Source organism: Stenotrophomonas sp. PS02301 (assembly GCF_029959485.1).
Taxonomy (GTDB): domain Bacteria; phylum Pseudomonadota; class Gammaproteobacteria; order Xanthomonadales; family Xanthomonadaceae; genus Stenotrophomonas; species Stenotrophomonas maltophilia_Z.
Window position 1 is genome coordinate 1 of sequence record NZ_JASCOO010000104.1, and the last position, 14,425, is coordinate 14,425.

Annotated in this window: 17 protein-coding genes; 8 read left to right on the forward strand and 9 right to left on the reverse strand. The window is 67.2% G+C overall.

Features of this window, described 5'->3' with window-relative positions; all coding sequences use genetic code 11:
* The 5 genes from QMX81_RS18000 to miaB all read right to left on the reverse strand — a co-directional run.
* A partial coding sequence (locus QMX81_RS18000) for a hypothetical protein (RefSeq protein ID WP_282263515.1) occupies window positions 1-574 on the reverse strand: 574 nt, incomplete at its 3' end.
* An 81-nt stretch (window positions 575-655) separates the two neighbouring features.
* On the reverse strand, window positions 656-1,342 hold the full coding sequence (locus tag QMX81_RS18005; protein ID WP_147433897.1) for a hypothetical protein: 687 nt from the start codon (window positions 1,340-1,342) through the stop codon (window positions 656-658).
* 55 nt (window positions 1,343-1,397) lie between these two features.
* Window positions 1,398-1,883: an rRNA maturation RNase YbeY gene (gene ybeY, locus QMX81_RS18010; RefSeq protein ID WP_121041647.1), complete on the reverse strand. Its 486-nt coding sequence runs from the start codon at window positions 1,881-1,883 to the stop codon at window positions 1,398-1,400.
* On the reverse strand, window positions 1,880-2,866 hold the full coding sequence (locus QMX81_RS18015) for a PhoH family protein (RefSeq protein ID WP_176989570.1): 987 nt from the start codon (window positions 2,864-2,866) through the stop codon (window positions 1,880-1,882). Before QMX81_RS18015 ends, ybeY begins: the two co-directional genes overlap by 4 nt.
* 237 nt (window positions 2,867-3,103) lie before the next feature.
* Window positions 3,104-4,567, reverse strand: a complete 1,464-nt coding sequence (miaB, locus tag QMX81_RS18020) for a tRNA (N6-isopentenyl adenosine(37)-C2)-methylthiotransferase MiaB (protein ID WP_282263519.1) — start codon at window positions 4,565-4,567, stop codon at window positions 3,104-3,106.
* A 119-nt stretch (window positions 4,568-4,686) separates the two neighbouring features.
* On the opposite strand from miaB, the gene QMX81_RS18025 reads away from it, so the two are divergent.
* The 6 genes from QMX81_RS18025 (at window position 4,687) to QMX81_RS18050 (ending at window position 9,846) form a co-directional block, all read left to right on the forward strand.
* Window positions 4,687-5,661: a lytic transglycosylase domain-containing protein gene (locus tag QMX81_RS18025; RefSeq protein ID WP_282263521.1), complete on the forward strand. Its 975-nt coding sequence runs from the start codon at window positions 4,687-4,689 to the stop codon at window positions 5,659-5,661.
* Between the two features lie 171 nt (window positions 5,662-5,832).
* Window positions 5,833-6,453, forward strand: coding sequence for a ubiquinol-cytochrome c reductase iron-sulfur subunit (petA, locus tag QMX81_RS18030; protein ID WP_019186259.1), 621 nt, complete (start codon window positions 5,833-5,835; stop codon window positions 6,451-6,453).
* A 2-nt stretch (window positions 6,454-6,455) separates the two neighbouring features.
* A complete protein-coding gene (locus QMX81_RS18035) occupies window positions 6,456-7,715 on the forward strand; it encodes a cytochrome bc complex cytochrome b subunit (protein ID WP_121041653.1) in 1,260 nt (419 codons plus the stop codon).
* Complete coding sequence (locus QMX81_RS18040; protein ID WP_121041655.1) at window positions 7,708-8,454, forward strand: cytochrome c1; 747 nt, start codon at window positions 7,708-7,710, stop codon at window positions 8,452-8,454. The genes QMX81_RS18035 and QMX81_RS18040 overlap by 8 nt, the downstream gene beginning before the upstream one ends.
* Window positions 8,455-8,614: 160 nt before the next feature.
* Window positions 8,615-9,250, forward strand: a complete 636-nt coding sequence (locus QMX81_RS18045) for a glutathione S-transferase N-terminal domain-containing protein (protein WP_019186262.1) — start codon at window positions 8,615-8,617, stop codon at window positions 9,248-9,250.
* Between the two features lie 152 nt (window positions 9,251-9,402).
* On the forward strand, window positions 9,403-9,846 hold the full coding sequence (locus QMX81_RS18050) for a ClpXP protease specificity-enhancing factor (RefSeq protein WP_121041657.1): 444 nt from the start codon (window positions 9,403-9,405) through the stop codon (window positions 9,844-9,846).
* Between the two features lie 34 nt (window positions 9,847-9,880).
* On the opposite strand, the gene QMX81_RS18055 is transcribed toward QMX81_RS18050, so the two are convergent.
* The 4 genes from QMX81_RS18055 to QMX81_RS18070 all read right to left on the reverse strand — a co-directional run bounded on the left by QMX81_RS18055 (window position 9,881) and on the right by QMX81_RS18070 (window position 12,643).
* Entirely contained in the window at window positions 9,881-10,237 is a 357-nt protein-coding gene (locus QMX81_RS18055; RefSeq protein ID WP_019186192.1) for a DUF3301 domain-containing protein, read from the reverse strand.
* Between the two features lie 84 nt (window positions 10,238-10,321).
* On the reverse strand, window positions 10,322-11,449 hold the full coding sequence (locus tag QMX81_RS18060) for a DUF2272 domain-containing protein (protein WP_282263526.1): 1,128 nt from the start codon (window positions 11,447-11,449) through the stop codon (window positions 10,322-10,324).
* A gap of 67 nt (window positions 11,450-11,516) precedes the next feature.
* A complete protein-coding gene (gene nadC, locus QMX81_RS18065; protein WP_121041661.1) occupies window positions 11,517-12,377 on the reverse strand; it encodes a carboxylating nicotinate-nucleotide diphosphorylase in 861 nt (286 codons plus the stop codon).
* Entirely contained in the window at window positions 12,374-12,643 is a 270-nt protein-coding gene (locus QMX81_RS18070) for a Trm112 family protein (protein ID WP_019186189.1), read from the reverse strand. The genes nadC and QMX81_RS18070 overlap by 4 nt, the downstream gene beginning before the upstream one ends.
* A 59-nt stretch (window positions 12,644-12,702) precedes the next feature.
* Here QMX81_RS18070 and purE point away from each other — a divergent pair, with 59 nt between their 5' ends.
* Together purE and QMX81_RS18080 are read left to right on the forward strand one after the other, a co-directional pair.
* Window positions 12,703-13,206 carry a 5-(carboxyamino)imidazole ribonucleotide mutase gene (gene purE / locus QMX81_RS18075; RefSeq protein ID WP_019186188.1) on the forward strand — a complete coding sequence of 168 codons (504 nt, stop codon included), beginning with the start codon at window positions 12,703-12,705 and terminating at the stop codon, window positions 13,204-13,206.
* The gene (locus tag QMX81_RS18080; protein WP_282263531.1) at window positions 13,203-14,351 is read left to right on the forward strand and encodes a 5-(carboxyamino)imidazole ribonucleotide synthase; all 1,149 of its coding nucleotides are present in this window, start codon (window positions 13,203-13,205) and stop codon (window positions 14,349-14,351) included. Before purE ends, QMX81_RS18080 begins: the two co-directional genes overlap by 4 nt.
* The last annotated feature ends 74 nt before the right edge of the window (window positions 14,352-14,425 follow it).

Here is a 14,425-nt window from a genome sequence, read left to right on the forward strand (position 1 = left end):
GATTCACGCCCGGCAAGGGGGCCGGGCGTGAATCCGCCGGTGGGGTGTCTTCCTCCGGTGGCAGGTCCAGGCTGTAGGTACAGCCGGCCAAGGTCTTGCCGGGGTGGGATTTGACCGTGGACAGGCTCAGGATCACCGATTCGATCAGGGCCTCGCCCGTACGCGGGTCGGTGACGTCGCGGCTGACCAGCTCGCGCCCGGCCATGAACTTCGCCGGGGTATCCACGCCGTCTTCCAGGGCCAGGCGCTTGGCCAGCGGGCGTGGGTCGGCCAGGTCCAGGATCGCCATGATGCTGGCGCCGGCCACCGTGATGTACTCGGCACGCTCGCCGAACACCGTGATCGGGGCGGCCAGGCGGAATTCGGTCATGAACTGGTTGGTCTGCGGCAGCGGCTGCAGGCCGTTGGCGACCGCCTTGAGCGGGTCGGCCACGACCGGGGCGACGGCATCGTAATCGCTCACGCTCTTGCGGCATTCAATCAAGGAGGGCAGGTCCAGCGGCGCCGCCTCGGCGAAGGCCGGGGTGGGCAGCAGGGCGAGCAGGCCCAGGCAGGCACATCGGAACGGGATCATCGGAACAGGTCCATCAACTAAGGCGTGCAGCGCACGGACGCGGCGACGATCATAGCCGGCACCGGCCGGCGGTGGCAGGCGTCAACGACGGCGGAACAGCCAGCGCAGGGTGGCGGAGAAGGTGACCACCGCGATTCCCGCCGCCCACAGCACCAGGGCCGCGGCAGCCAGATGCAGCGCGCCCGGCCCGTCGGCGGTGGCCGACAGTAGCGCGCGCCCGAACACCAGGGCGAATGCAGCGGCAAGGACGAACAGGAGCGCGACCTGCACCGGCCGCGCGTGGAAGGTCGATGACTGCGCCGGGGAGGCGCCGTCGCGACGTGACCAGCGATACAGCGTGCGCCAGCCCAGCGGCGCCACCAGCGCGGCCGCCAGCCCCGACCAGATCACCACGCTCAGGCCGGCGGCGCTGAGGGTCGCTTCGTCAGCACCGGCCAGCAGATGCGGCAGGATCAGGCCCGCCACCACGCAGGTCAGCGTGCCCAGCACGAACACGCCGGCAGCCAGGCCGGCCAGACGTCCGGCCCATGCGGCGGACAAGGGGGCGCGTCGCTGCCGCGCCGCCCACCAGCTTCGCGCGGGCGCCAACGACAGCACGGCGATCACCGCCGACAGCGCAAGCATGCCCAGCTGCAGCGCGCCCGGGTCACGGCCGGCCGGCGTCAGCGCGGCGAGCCCGGGGGCACCGATCGCGGCGTACAGCAATCCCACCCACGACAGTGCGAGCAGCACGGGGCCCAGTACAGAGCGACGATCAGGAACCAGCATGGCGGCATACATCCTTGTATGGTTGAGCAATCAGTGCACGCAACGCAGGGGACGCTCAGCGTTCGCCGGCATACGGATCGGCAATGCCCAGCTCGGCCAGGATGTCCCGCTCGAGTTGTTCCATGGCGTCGGCTTCTTTCTCGTCCTCATGGTCCCAGCCGAGCAGATGCAGCACGCCGTGCACGGTCAGGTGCGCGTAGTGGGCGTTGAGCGCCTTGCCCTGCTCGTCGGCCTCGCGGGCGACCACCGGGGCGCAGATCACCAGATCGCCCAGCAGTGGGAATTTCACGCCCTTGGGCAGGCCCTCCGGCAGTTCGGCCGGGAAGCTGAGCACGTTGGTCGCGTAATCCTTGCCGCGGTAGTGCCGGTTCAAGGACTGCCCTTCCTTGGCATCGACCAGACGGATCGCCAGGTCGGCCTCGCGGATGCGGCCCTTCAGTGCGGCGGCCACCCACTTGCGGAAGCTCACCGCCGAGGGCAGGCCGGCCCGGGGCAGGGCGTAGCTGATGGCGACGTCCAGTCGCACGGGACCACGGGTCATGGGGTCGCTCCGGGTTGGACCTGCTGCAGATCGCGGCGGTCGTAGGCGCTGACGATGCGGGCCACCAGCGGGTGACGGACCACGTCGCGCGCTTCGAAGAAGGTGAAGCTCACGCCCTCGACATCACGCAGCACATCGATCGCATCGCGCAGGCCGGACTTCACGTGCTTGGGCAGATCGGTCTGGGTGAGGTCGCCGGTCACCACGGCCGTGGAGCCGAAGCCCAGGCGGGTCAGGAACATCTTCATCTGTTCGACCGTGGTGTTCTGCGCTTCGTCCAGGATCACGTACGCATCGTTGAGCGTGCGGCCGCGCATGTAGGCCAGCGGCGCGATCTCGATGACGTTCTTCTCCAGCAGCTTGAGCACCTTCTCCACGCCGAGCATTTCGTACAGCGCGTCGTACAGCGGGCGCAGGTACGGGTCCACCTTCTGGCTCAGGTCGCCGGGCAGGAAGCCCAGCTTCTCGCCGGCCTCCACCGCCGGGCGGACCAGAATCAGGCGCTGCACGCGCGCTTCATTGAGCGCTTCCACCGCGCTGGCCACGGCCAGGAAGGTCTTGCCGGTGCCGGCCGGGCCGATGCCGAAGTTGATGTCGTGCGTGGTGATCTGATGCAGGTAGCGGGCCTGGTTGGCGCCGCGGCCGCGCACGGTGCCGCGCTTGACCTTGATCGCCACGTCCTGGGCCTCGTAGGCGCGCTCGACCACATGCTCCACGTTGGCCTGGTTCAGCCGCAGGTGGATGGCATGGCTGTCGAACACCACGTCGCCGGCTTCGGCGTACAGCGCTTCGATCAGCGCCTGCGCGTCGGCCACCACGGCCTTTGGGCCGGTCACGCGGAACACGTGGCCACGGTTGGCGATTTCCACGCCGAGTTTGAGTTCCACCTGACGGAGATGTTCATCGAACGGACCGGCCATGTTGGCCAGGCGCTCGTTGTCTTCCGGGGTGAGGGTGAAGTCGCGTTGTGCGAGTGCGGTCATTGCGTCCGGCGGCCGCCGGTCCAGCCGACCGGGCCGCAAGCAGGGAAAGGGAGAACAGGGTAGCGCGGGTGTGGGGCTGCCGCTACAGCACCGGCGGAAAGTGGTTTTCCACAGGGGCTGTGCAATGCCGGTGCAGCAACCTGTGGATAGGTGGCGCCAGCCCTACTGCGGCAACGGGTTCGATTGCGTGGTCAAAAAAGCGTCAACGATGGCCGGACCGCGGTCCGGCCATTGAGCTCAGTCTGCCGTCACCATCCGCGCGCGCAGCGAGTTGCTGTACGCCTCGGTGATCACCACATCCACGAACTGGCCAATCAGGCGTGGGTGCCCCGGGAAATTCACCGAGCGCATGTTCTCGCTCTTGCCGGTCAACTCGTTCGGGTTGCGCTTGGACGGACCCTCCACCAGCACGGTCTGCACGGTGCCGACCATCTTTTCCGAGATGGCTGCAGCCTGCTCGTTGATCCGGGCCTGCAGGCGCGACAGGCGCGCGTGCTTTTCCGCATCGGGGGTGGTGTCTTCCAGATCGGCGGCGGGCGTGCCCGGGCGGCGCGAGTAGATGAAGGAGAAGCTCTGGTCGAAACCCACGTCCTCGATCAGCTTCATGGTCTTTTCGAACTCGGCATCGGTCTCGCCGGGGAAACCGACGATGAAATCCGAGCTGATCGAGATGTCCGGACGCACCGCGCGCAGCTTGCGGATTTTGGACTTGAACTCCAGCGCGGTGTAGCCACGCTTCATCGCCGAGAGCACGCGGTCGCTGCCGGCCTGCACGGGCAGGTGCAGGAAGTTGGCCAGCTGCGGCACATCACGGTAGGCATCGATCAGCGAATCGCTGAACTCCAGCGGGTGCGAGGTGGTGAAGCGGATCCGGCCGACGCCGTCGATCTCGGCGATGGTGCGGATCAGCAGGCCCAGGTCGGCGAACTCGCCGTCGCCATACGGGCCGCGGTAGGCGTTGACGTTCTGGCCGAGCAGGTTGATCTCCAGCACACCCTGCGCGGCCAGCTGCGCCACTTCCACCACCACGTCCTCGAACGGGCGGCTGACCTCGGTGCCGCGGGTATAGGGCACCACGCAGAACGAGCAGTACTTCGAGCAGCCTTCCATGATCGAGACGAACGCGGAGGCACCCTCGGCACGCGGCTCGGGCAGGGCATCGAACTTCTCGATCTCCGGGAAGCTGATGTCCACCTGCGATTTGCCCGATTCACGGCGCTGGCGGATCAGCTCCGGCAGGCGGTGCAGGGTCTGCGGGCCGAACACCAGGTCCACGTGTGGCGCGCGCTTGATGATCGCCTCGCCTTCCTGCGAAGCCACGCAGCCGCCGACCCCGATGATCACGCCACGGCCGTTGTTCTTCAGTGCCTTCCAGTAACCCAGCTGGCTGAACACCTTCTCCTGGGCCTTCTCGCGGATCGAGCAGGTGTTCATCAACAACACGTCGGCCTCGGCCGGGTCGTCGGTGAGTTCCAGCCCTTCCGAGGCGGCGAGCACGGCGGCCATCTTGGTCGAGTCGTACTCGTTCATCTGGCAACCGTGGGTCTTGATGTACAGCTTGCCGCGCACCGGACCGGTCACCTGCGGCGTGGCGCCGGGCAGGGGGAGCAGATCGGGGCGGGGGGCGGAGCTGGGCGGAGCAGAGGCAGGCAAGGCAGAACCGGCCGAAGTCGGCGCGGTCGAAGCTGGCGTCCCGGTCATGGCGCTTATTCCAGTCGGGTGGGCGGGCAGGCAGCCGGATGGCTGCGGTGAGCAGGCCATTGTAGCTGGGTCGGGCGCCCCCCTTGGCAATCCCCGGCGAATTGGGGACACTCCCGCTCATGAAGGGGATGTTGGGGATCGCTGCGCTGGCCTTGGCTGCGCTGACCGCTATGCCGGCCAGTGCGGGCACCCTGTACAAGTGTGTTGGTGCCGACGGCATTCCCAGCTATGTGAGCAAGCGCGTGGGCGGGGCCAGCTGCAGCGTGATCAGCAGCTACCGGCCCGACCGCAGCGCGCCCCGCCGGGCCCCGACTGCGCCGCCCGCGCCGCCCGTGCCGACCCCGGTCGCCCAGATCGCCAGCGCCACACCTGCAGCGGGGGGCACCGCCGCGCCGGTCCGGGCCGATACCGCCACGGTCGCCACCGCGATCACGCCCGCTCCGGTTCCGGCTCCGGCCACCGTGCTGACCGCGCCGCCCACCCGGGCCCCCGCAGCTGGCAAGGCTGGGCAGGTCCGCAGCGGTCAGCTCTATTCGTATATGAAGGACGGCGTGCGCCATTACACCAGCGCACGTCCGGCCCAGATGGCCAGCCTCGGGCAGGTCCGCACCATCCATTACACCTTCATCGAACGCTGCTATGCCTGTGGCGCGAACCCCTCGGTCAACTTCGGCTCGGTCCGCCTCAACACCACGGCCTATCAGAGCGAGATCGCCGCGGCCGCCCGGGAGTTCGGGGTGGAAGAAGCGATCGTGCGCGCGATCATCCATGCCGAGTCCGCCTACAACCCACTGGCGCTGAGCCGGGCCGGCGCGCAGGGCCTGATGCAGCTGATGCCGCCCACCGCGCGTCGCTTCGGGGTCAGTGATTCCTATGATGCTTCGCAGAACATCCGCGGCGGCGTGCAGTACCTGTCCTGGCTGCTCAAACGCTTCAATGGCGACCTGACCCTCGCCGCCGCGGGCTACAACGCGGGCGAGGGCGCGGTAGCCCGTCATGGCGGCGTGCCCCCTTACAGCGAGACCCAGTATTACGTGAAGCGGGTGGCCGTATTGGCCGACCGCTATCGAAGTGCGGTCGCCACCCAGCAATAACCCATGGCGCCGGTGGTACCTGATGCCGTACTGTCGGGGTAATGTCGTTCCGTAGTACCGCGTTGTGTGGCCGACTTCGGTTCAGCTACACTCGCGGCTGATTCAATGTGGACTGGCCCCCACCGGTCTGCTGGCAGCCTCAAGCTACCTAAATCAATATCGGAGTGCCGGATGGCCAACGATGGGGTAAACGATCCAGTCAACACTGGACGTCGGCGGTTTCTCTCAGCAACCACTGCGGTGGTCGGAGCGGTCGGCGTCGGATTTGCAGCGGTACCGTTCATCAAGTCCTGGAATCCCAGCGCCCGCGCCAAACTGGCCGGTGCCCCGGTGATTGCCGACATCAGTGCGCTCCAGGAAGGCCAGCGTCTGGTCATGGAGTGGCGTGGGCAGCCGATCTGGATCGTCAAGCGCTCCAAGGCCATCCTCGATGCGCTGCACGGGCTGGACGGCCGCCTGAAGGATCCCGAGTCGGGCGAGAAGGAACAGCAGCCCGAGTACGTGCTCAAGCAGAATCCCGAATTCCGTTCGATCAAGGCCGAGGTTTCGGTGCTGGTCGGGCTGTGCACCCATCTGGGCTGTTCGCCGGAAATGGTCGCCGAGATCCGCCCCGAGCCCTACGACCCGCAGTGGAAGGGCGGCTACTTCTGCCCCTGCCACAAGTCGCGTTTCGATATGTCCGGTCGCGTGTTCAAGGATGTTCCGGCACCGATCAACCTGCTGGTGCCGCCGCACCATTACCAGGACGACAACACCATCATCATCGGCGTTGATCCGCAGGGGGCGGCTTGATCATGGCCAATATCCTTTCCCGCACCGCCACCGGACTGGCCGACTGGGTCAACGCCCGCGCGCCGGGCCTGATGCCGGTCTACCGCAAGCACGTCAGCGAGTATTACGCGCCGAAGAACTTCAACATCTGGTACTACTTCGGTTCGCTGGCGCTGCTGATCTTGGTCAACCAGATCGTCACCGGCATCTTCCTGACGATGCACTACAAGACGAACGCGGCCGAAGCGTTCGCTTCCATCGAATACATCATGCGGGACGTGGAGTGGGGCTGGCTGATCCGCTACATGCACTCCACCGGTGCCTCGCTGTTCTTCATCGTGGTCTACCTGCACATGTTCCGCGGCCTGCTCTATGGCAGTTACCAGAAGCCGCGTGAACTGGTCTGGATTCTCGGCATGCTGATCTACCTGGTGCTGATGGCCGAGGCCTTCATGGGCTACGTGCTGCCGTGGGGCCAGATGTCGTTCTGGGGCGCCAAGGTGATCATTTCGCTGTTCGGCGCGATCCCGGTGATCGGCACCGGCCTGACCGAATGGATCATGGGCGACTACCTGCCCAGCGACGCCACCCTCAACCGCTTCTTCGCCCTGCACGTGATCGCACTGCCGCTGGTGCTGTTGCTGCTGGTGGTGCTGCATCTGGGCGCGCTGCATGAAGTGGGCTCCAACAACCCGGACGGCGTGGAGATCAAGAAGGGCCCGAAGGGCAACCGCTGGTCGGCCATCGCGCCTACCGATGGCATTCCCTTCCATCCGTACTACACGCTCAAGGATGCGGTCGGCGCCGGCTTCCTGCTGATCATCGCCGCCTTCATCATCTTCTTCGCCCCGGCCTTTGGCGGGTTGTTCCTGGAGCACGACAACTTCACCGAGGCCAACCGCCTGGTGACGCCCGAACACATCAAGCCGGTCTGGTACTACACCCCGTACTACGCGATGTTGCGCGTGGTGCCCAACAAGCTAGGTGGCGTGATCGTGATGTTCTCGGCGATCGCCATCCTGTTCCTGGTGCCGTGGCTGGACCGGGCGCGGGTGAAGTCCTACCGCTACCGCGGCCTGCTCTCGCGCGGCCTGCTGGGCATGTTCGCGGTGTGCTTCGTGTGGCTGGGCGTGATCGGCTCCGGCCCGGGTACGGATGCGCACGAGACCTACATCGGGCGCGTGCTGACCTTCCTGTATTTCGCCTTCTTCATCACCATGCCGCTATGGACCAAGCTGGACAGGACCAAGCCGGTACCGGACCGGGTGACCACGCATGACTGACCACTGGATTGTCCGGCTGGCCTGCGCGGCGGCGCTGATGCTCGGTGTCGCGGTGGCCGATGCCGCCGAGGGCGCCAAGACCCTGCAGGCAGGCAATGACCTGAGCGATCGTGCCTCGCTGCAACGCGGCGCACAGCTTTACATGAACTACTGCTCCGGCTGCCACGCGCTGAAATACCTGCGCTACTCGCGCATGGCCGCCGATCTCGGGCTGAGCGAAGAAGAGGTCATGAACAACCTCAACTTCACCGGCACCCCGGTGGGTGAACCGATTCCGGTGACGATGCCCAAGGCGCAGGCCGAGAAGTGGTTCGGCAAGATGCCGCCGGACCTGAGCCTGATTTCGCGCGTGCGGGGCAGCGACTGGGTCTACACCTATCTCAAGTCGTTCTACCTGGATCCCACGCGGCCGCTGGGCTGGAACAACACCGTGTTCCCCAATGCCTCCATGCCCAATCCCCTGTGGGAGATGCAGGGGCTGCAGCATGCGGTGCACGGCAAGGCCGAGGGCCCCGGGCTGGATGCACCGGTGGTTGGGCTGAAGATCGAACAGCCGGGCAACATCGATGCCGGGCAGTACGATCAGGTGGTGCGCGATATCACCAACTTCCTGGAGTATGCCGGCGAGCCGGCGGCCCTCAAACGCCAGAAGCTGGGCGTGTGGGTGATCCTGTTCCTGGCGCTGCTGACCTTCCTGGCCTATCTGCTCAAGAAGGAATACTGGAAGGACGTCCACTGAGCGGCCGGGCGCCTTCCCGTGTCGATCGTTCCTGCCGTGGGACGATCGACCTATTGGCTTTTGTGATGTGCGGTTGCACACTCGGGTACTGTGACGACCGTTGGCAATGGGCTGGCGGCGCCGATACGACCGGCGGTTACCGGACGTTGGAGAGCCTTTGATGGCGGCGAGCGTACGCATGCGGAATACCCTGACGCTGTTTTCCTCGAACGACGATGTGCTGTGCCATCGCGTGCGGCTGGTACTGGCGGCCAAGGGCGTCACTTATGACTCCGTGCCGGTCGACCCGCAGAACCCGCCCGAAGATCTCATCGATCTCAATCCGTACCACTCCGTGCCCACCCTGGTGGAACGCGAGCTGGTGCTGTACGCGGCGTCGGTGGTCAGCGAATACCTGGACGAGCGCTATCCGCACCCGCCGCTGATGCCGGTCGATCCGCTCTCGCGGGCCCGCATCCGCCTGGCGATGTTGCGCATCGAACACGACTGGGTGCCACAGGTGCAGGCCATCCAGCTGGGCAACAAGACCCAGGCCGAGGCCGGGCGCAAACGCTTGAAGGAACTGCTGACCAGCGCGGTGCCGTTGTTCAAGGCCAGCAAGTTCTTCCTCAACCCGGAAATGAGCCTGGCCGACTGCGCGATGGCACCGATCATCTGGCGGCTGCAGGCACTGGACGTGCCGCTGCCGAAGGATGGCAAGTCGATCGAAGACTATGGCAACCGCATTTTCCGGCACCCCGGCTTCATCCGCAGCCTGACCGACCAGGAAAAGAAACTGCGCGATCTGCCGGTCTGATCGGGGTACGTGTGCCGCATGCGGCACACCCGTGTACTGAACGAAATCGCGGTGCCGGTACGCGCCATGGCTGACCTGCGGGTAGGCGGGCGCGTACACTTGCATCAGGCAATCCGGATCAAGAGCAGCCGAGCACGGCTCGGCTCTACCACATGACTGAAGACACTTTTCGCATGACCAGCCACCGCCCGTACCTGTTGCGGGCCTTGGTGGAATGGATCAATGACAACGACCTGACGCCGCATATCCTGGTCGACGCCGGCCTGCCTGGCGTGCAGGTGCCGCAGAGCGCGGTCAAGGATGGCCGCGTCGTGCTGAACATCGCCGAGCGCGCCGTGGTGCGCCTGCATATCGACAATGACAGCGTCAGCTTCTCGGCCCGCTTCTCCGGCACCAGCTACCCGGTGCAGGTGCCGATCTCGGCCGTGCTGGCCGTGTATGCCCGCGAGACGGGGCAGGGCATGGCGCTGCCGGATGACATCCCGGGCCATGAGCCGGGTCCGGACGATGAGCTGCCGCCGGACGATTCACCGACCCCGCCGGACGACGCACCGCCCAAGCCCAGCGGTCGCCCGCATCTGCGGGTGGTCAAATAAGATCCACCATGGCCGCCGCAAGGCGGCCATTTCATCAGACGTCCTCGGCATCGCGCGTATCGATATCGCGCCGGATCTCGCTGATCCGTGCCGCCGATGGCCCCACGAACGTGATCAGCTGATCACCGCGCAGCACCATGCGCCCGCTGTGGCGGTCCACGCCATCGTGCGAGTACTCGAACTTGAAGGTGCGCTCCCAGCCCAGCCAGCCGTTGTCCTTTCGGCATACGCGCAGGCCGGTGGCGTGCACGCTCTGGTCCAGCCACTGCACATCGGCAGCGCGGCAGGCATTGCGCCCAAGCACGCCAGCACGTTCGGCGGCGGCACGCGAAGAATTCCAGAAGGCGTAGGCAAACGCGCCGGCAATCATCAACAGGATCAAACTGGGCATCGGTGACTCGGCGCGGTCAGGGAGGTCGGTCCCTCCAAGATGGCGACGAATGCGGCGCGGATCAAGCCATCCGCGCGATCGCGATCAGGGCGTGCGCGGTGGCGGTGGCGGGACGGGTATCGGTGTCGGTGTGGGTGTCGGCGTCCGAGTCGGGCTCGCCGGCGGGGCCGGAACCGGGTTCGCGCTCGGGACCGGCGGACGGGGCGGCACCACGGTGGGCGCGCGCATCGGTGCCTGGGAAGCCGGAGCGGCCATCGGTGGTGCCGTCACGCCGGGAGCGGGCAGGGGCGCCGGGTCCGGAGTTCCCATCGGTACCGTCGCCGGCGCGGTCGCCACCAGCTTCAGCAGTGCGGCCCAATCCTGGCGATTGAAGCTGCATTCCTCTTCGCGGCCCGGCGTACAGCCCAGATCCACCCCATCGCCTGCACTGGTCTTCGCGGGCGGCAGCTCGATCCGGCCGCTGCGGTCCAGCGACAGTTTGCGCAACGCCACGGTGTTCATGACGTTGCCGCCGATCAGATACAGCGTGCGGTCGCCGCCCATGTTGGCCGCGATCACCACTTCGCAGTGCGATTTCCAGTGCGAGACCGCGCCGCTGCCCAGCGACTGCACCAGCCCGCTGTAGCTCAGGGTCTCGCGGCGGTCGCGCAGGTAGCACAGCAGGTCGCCGGGCGCGGGTTTCTCCTGCGCCGGGTCGGTCATCCGGTACGGCCCGCTGTTCTGATAGGCCGCGCGGATGTAGTCGATGTGGCGGGGCGAGCGGGTGAAGCCGGGCACCGAGGCGCGGGTCATCACCCAGGAAATGAAGGCGGCCGACCACGGGTTGTCCACCAGGAACGCACGGCAGTCGCTATCGGTGTAGCGCGTGCCCGGTGGGGCCATGCAGCTCGATGCGCCGGGCTGGCTGCCCATCGGCGACAAGGTGCCGCTCTGCCGCCAGTAGCCGACCACCCGCTGCCACGCGACAAGGCCGTTGTCGGCCAGGTGGACGTCCTCGGCTTCGGTCACGCTGAGACTGGCCGCGCGGCCATCGCGATCGATGAAGGGCCGGTACCAGAGGCGGTGCTCATTGCACGCGGTCTGCACGATGGCCACGGCCAGCGGGCTCAGCCCGAACCGCGGGGGTACATCGCAGACCTCGGCGGCGGACGCCTGCAGCGGCAGCAGCGCGAACAGGGGAGACAGGCAGGCGAGAAGCGGCAGGCAGCGCATGCGTGCATTCCAGGTGGGGGCAGACGCAGCCTCGCAGACCGCATCTGCCCATACCGTGAAAGCGGCATCAGCCCTGTGGGGGCGGGCCCAGTTTCAATGACAGGTCGATTGCCTGCACATGCTTGGTCAGTCCGCCGATGGAGATGCAGTCCACGCCGTCCTCGGCGATCGCGCGCAGGCCGTCCAGGCCGACACTGCCGGACACTTCCAGCGGAATCCGCCCGGCCGCGATGCGCACGGCCTCGCGCCGCGTGGTGGCGTCGAAATCGTCGATGAGGATGCGGGTGCAGCCCACCGCCAGCGCCTCGCGCAGCTGGTCCAGGTCTTCCACCTCGACCACCAGCGGCAACGCCGGCCATTGCGCACGCGCGGCCAGCACCGCTGCGGTCAGTGAGCCGGCCGCACGGATGTGGTTTTCCTTGAGCATCACCGTGTCGAACAGGCCCAGGCGATGGTTGTCGCCGCCACCGCAGCGGACCGCGTATTTCTGCGCGACGCGCAGCCCGGGCAGGGTCTTGCGGGTGTCCAGGATCCGCGCGCCGGTACCGGCCACGGCCGCGACGTAGTGCGCGGTGGTGGTCGCCGTGCCGGACAGCGTCTGCAGGAAGTTCAACGAGGTCCGCTCGGCACTCACCAGGCTGCGGTTGCGGCCCTGCAGCAGTGCCAGTACGGTGCCGGCGGCGACGCGGTCGCCCTCGGCCACGCGCCACTCGATCCGGACCTCTGGATCGAGCGCCCGGTGGGTCGCATCGAACCACGGGCGGCCGGCGATCACCGCGTCCTGCTTGCACAGCAGGTAGGCGCTGTCGGGGCGGTCTGGGAGCAGGGCGGCGGTGACATCACCGCTGCCGATGTCCTCGGCCAGTGCACGGGCCACATCGGCGGCCACCAGGGCGGCCTCGGGGGCCGGCACGGGGAGGTGGCTCATTTTTCCGGGAAATCGGCGATCTGGGCGGTGGCGATGGCCTCTTCGGCCAGCAGCACCGGGATGCCGTCGTCCACGCGGAACACCTGCTTGCGGTCACGGGTCAGCAGGGCCTCGCGCAGCGTCTGCGCCTGCGGGCTGCCATCGGCCTTGAGCACGGCACCGCTGCCGATCGCGCGGTTGAGCGCGTCCAGACCGGTGGCGTCGAGCAGGGACAGGGGCTGGCGCGTATCGGGCGAGCACAGGAGGTCGAGCAGCTTGCGATCCATGGATTCTTCGTCTTGCGTGGAAGACGGCTAGAATACGTCTTTAAGGCAGGTGACGGCCAATGACCCTCAACCAAACCGCGCCGCTCGTCGGCATCGTCATGGGATCCCGCTCGGATTGGGAAACCATGCAGCACGCCGCCCAGAAGCTGGATTCGCTGGGCGTTCCCTATGAAGTGAAAGTGGTTTCGGCGCACCGCACGCCGGACGTGCTGTTCACCTACGCCGAGCAGGCGGGCCAGCGTGGCCTGCGCGCGATCATCGCCGGTGCCGGCGGGGCCGCGCACCTGCCGGGCATGATCGCCGCCAAGACCGCCGTGCCGGTGCTGGGCGTGCCGGTGCAGTCCAAGGCGCTGAACGGCATGGATTCGCTGCTCTCGATCGTGCAGATGCCGGCCGGTATCCCGGTCGCCACCTTCGCCATCGGCAACGCCGGCGCCTCCAACGCGGCGTTGTTCGCAGCCGCCATGCTGGCCTCGGACCAGCCGGCGATCGGTGAAGCGCTCGAGGCCTTCCGCGCCCGCCAGACCGAAGACGTCATGGCCCACGACGATCCGCGTCAATGACGTCCAGGACCGTTGGCATTCTGGGCGGCGGTCAGCTCGCCCGCATGATGGTCCTGGCCGGTGCGCCGATGGGGCTGCGCTTCGAGCTGTTCGACCCGGCCGCCGATGCCTGTGGTGCCCAGGTGGCCCCGCTGCAGGTGGCCGCGTTCGAGGATGAGGCGGCCCTGGCTGCGTTCGCCGCGCGCGTGGACGTGGTGACCTTCGATTTCGAGAACGTGCCGGCGCGCAGCGCCACGTTCCTGGCCGAGCGCGTGCCGGTGTATCCCAATCCGGATGCGCTGGCCGTGGCCCAGGATCGGCTCAGCGAGAAGACCCTGTTCCAGTCGCTGGGCATCCCGCTGCCGGCCTTCGCCGATATCCGCAGCCGCGATGAACTGGCGGCCAAGGTCGCCGAGTTCGGCATGCCCTGCATCGTCAAGACCCGCCGGCTGGGCTATGACGGCAAGGGCCAGTTCCGGATTCGCAGCGCGGCCGACATCGACGCGGCATGGGAAACCCTCGGCAGCTACGTCGAAAAGACCGGCCTGATTCTGGAAGGCTTCGTCGCCTTTGATCGCGAGGTCAGCGTGGTGGCGGTCCGCGGGCAGGATGGCGAGTTCCGCGCCTGGCCGATCACCGGCAACTGGCACGTCAATGGCGTGCTCTCGGCCAGTCTGGCCCCGGCGCAGTTGCCGGCGGCCCAGTACGAGGCGGCCATCGGCTACGCACGTACGCTGGCCGAGCGCCTGGACTATGTGGGCGTGTTCGCGCTCGAACTGTTCTGCCGTGGCGATGAACTGCTGGCCAACGAGATGGCGCCGCGCGTGCACAACTCCGGCCACTGGACCATCGAAGGCAGCGAGACCTCGCAGTTCGAGAACCATCTGCGTGCCGTGCTTGGCCTGCCGCTGGGCGACACGCGCATGCTGGGCCATGCCTGCATGCTCAACTGGATCGGCCAGATCCCCGGTGCCGCGGCCGTGCTCGGCCAGGCCAGCGGCCATTGGCACGATTACGGTAAGCAGGCGCGGGACGGCCGCAAGGTCGGCCATGCCACGCTGCGCGATGATGATGCGGCGGCGCTGGCCGGTGCATTGGAAAGCGTCGGTGCGCAGCTTGATCGCGGTGAGCAGGTCGCGCCGGTGATCGAGATCCTGCGCGGTTGAGCATCGGGTAGTGGGGGGGGGGGGGGGGGGGCGCCCCCAAAACCCCCCAGAGCCCGGAGCGACTTCACCAAGAA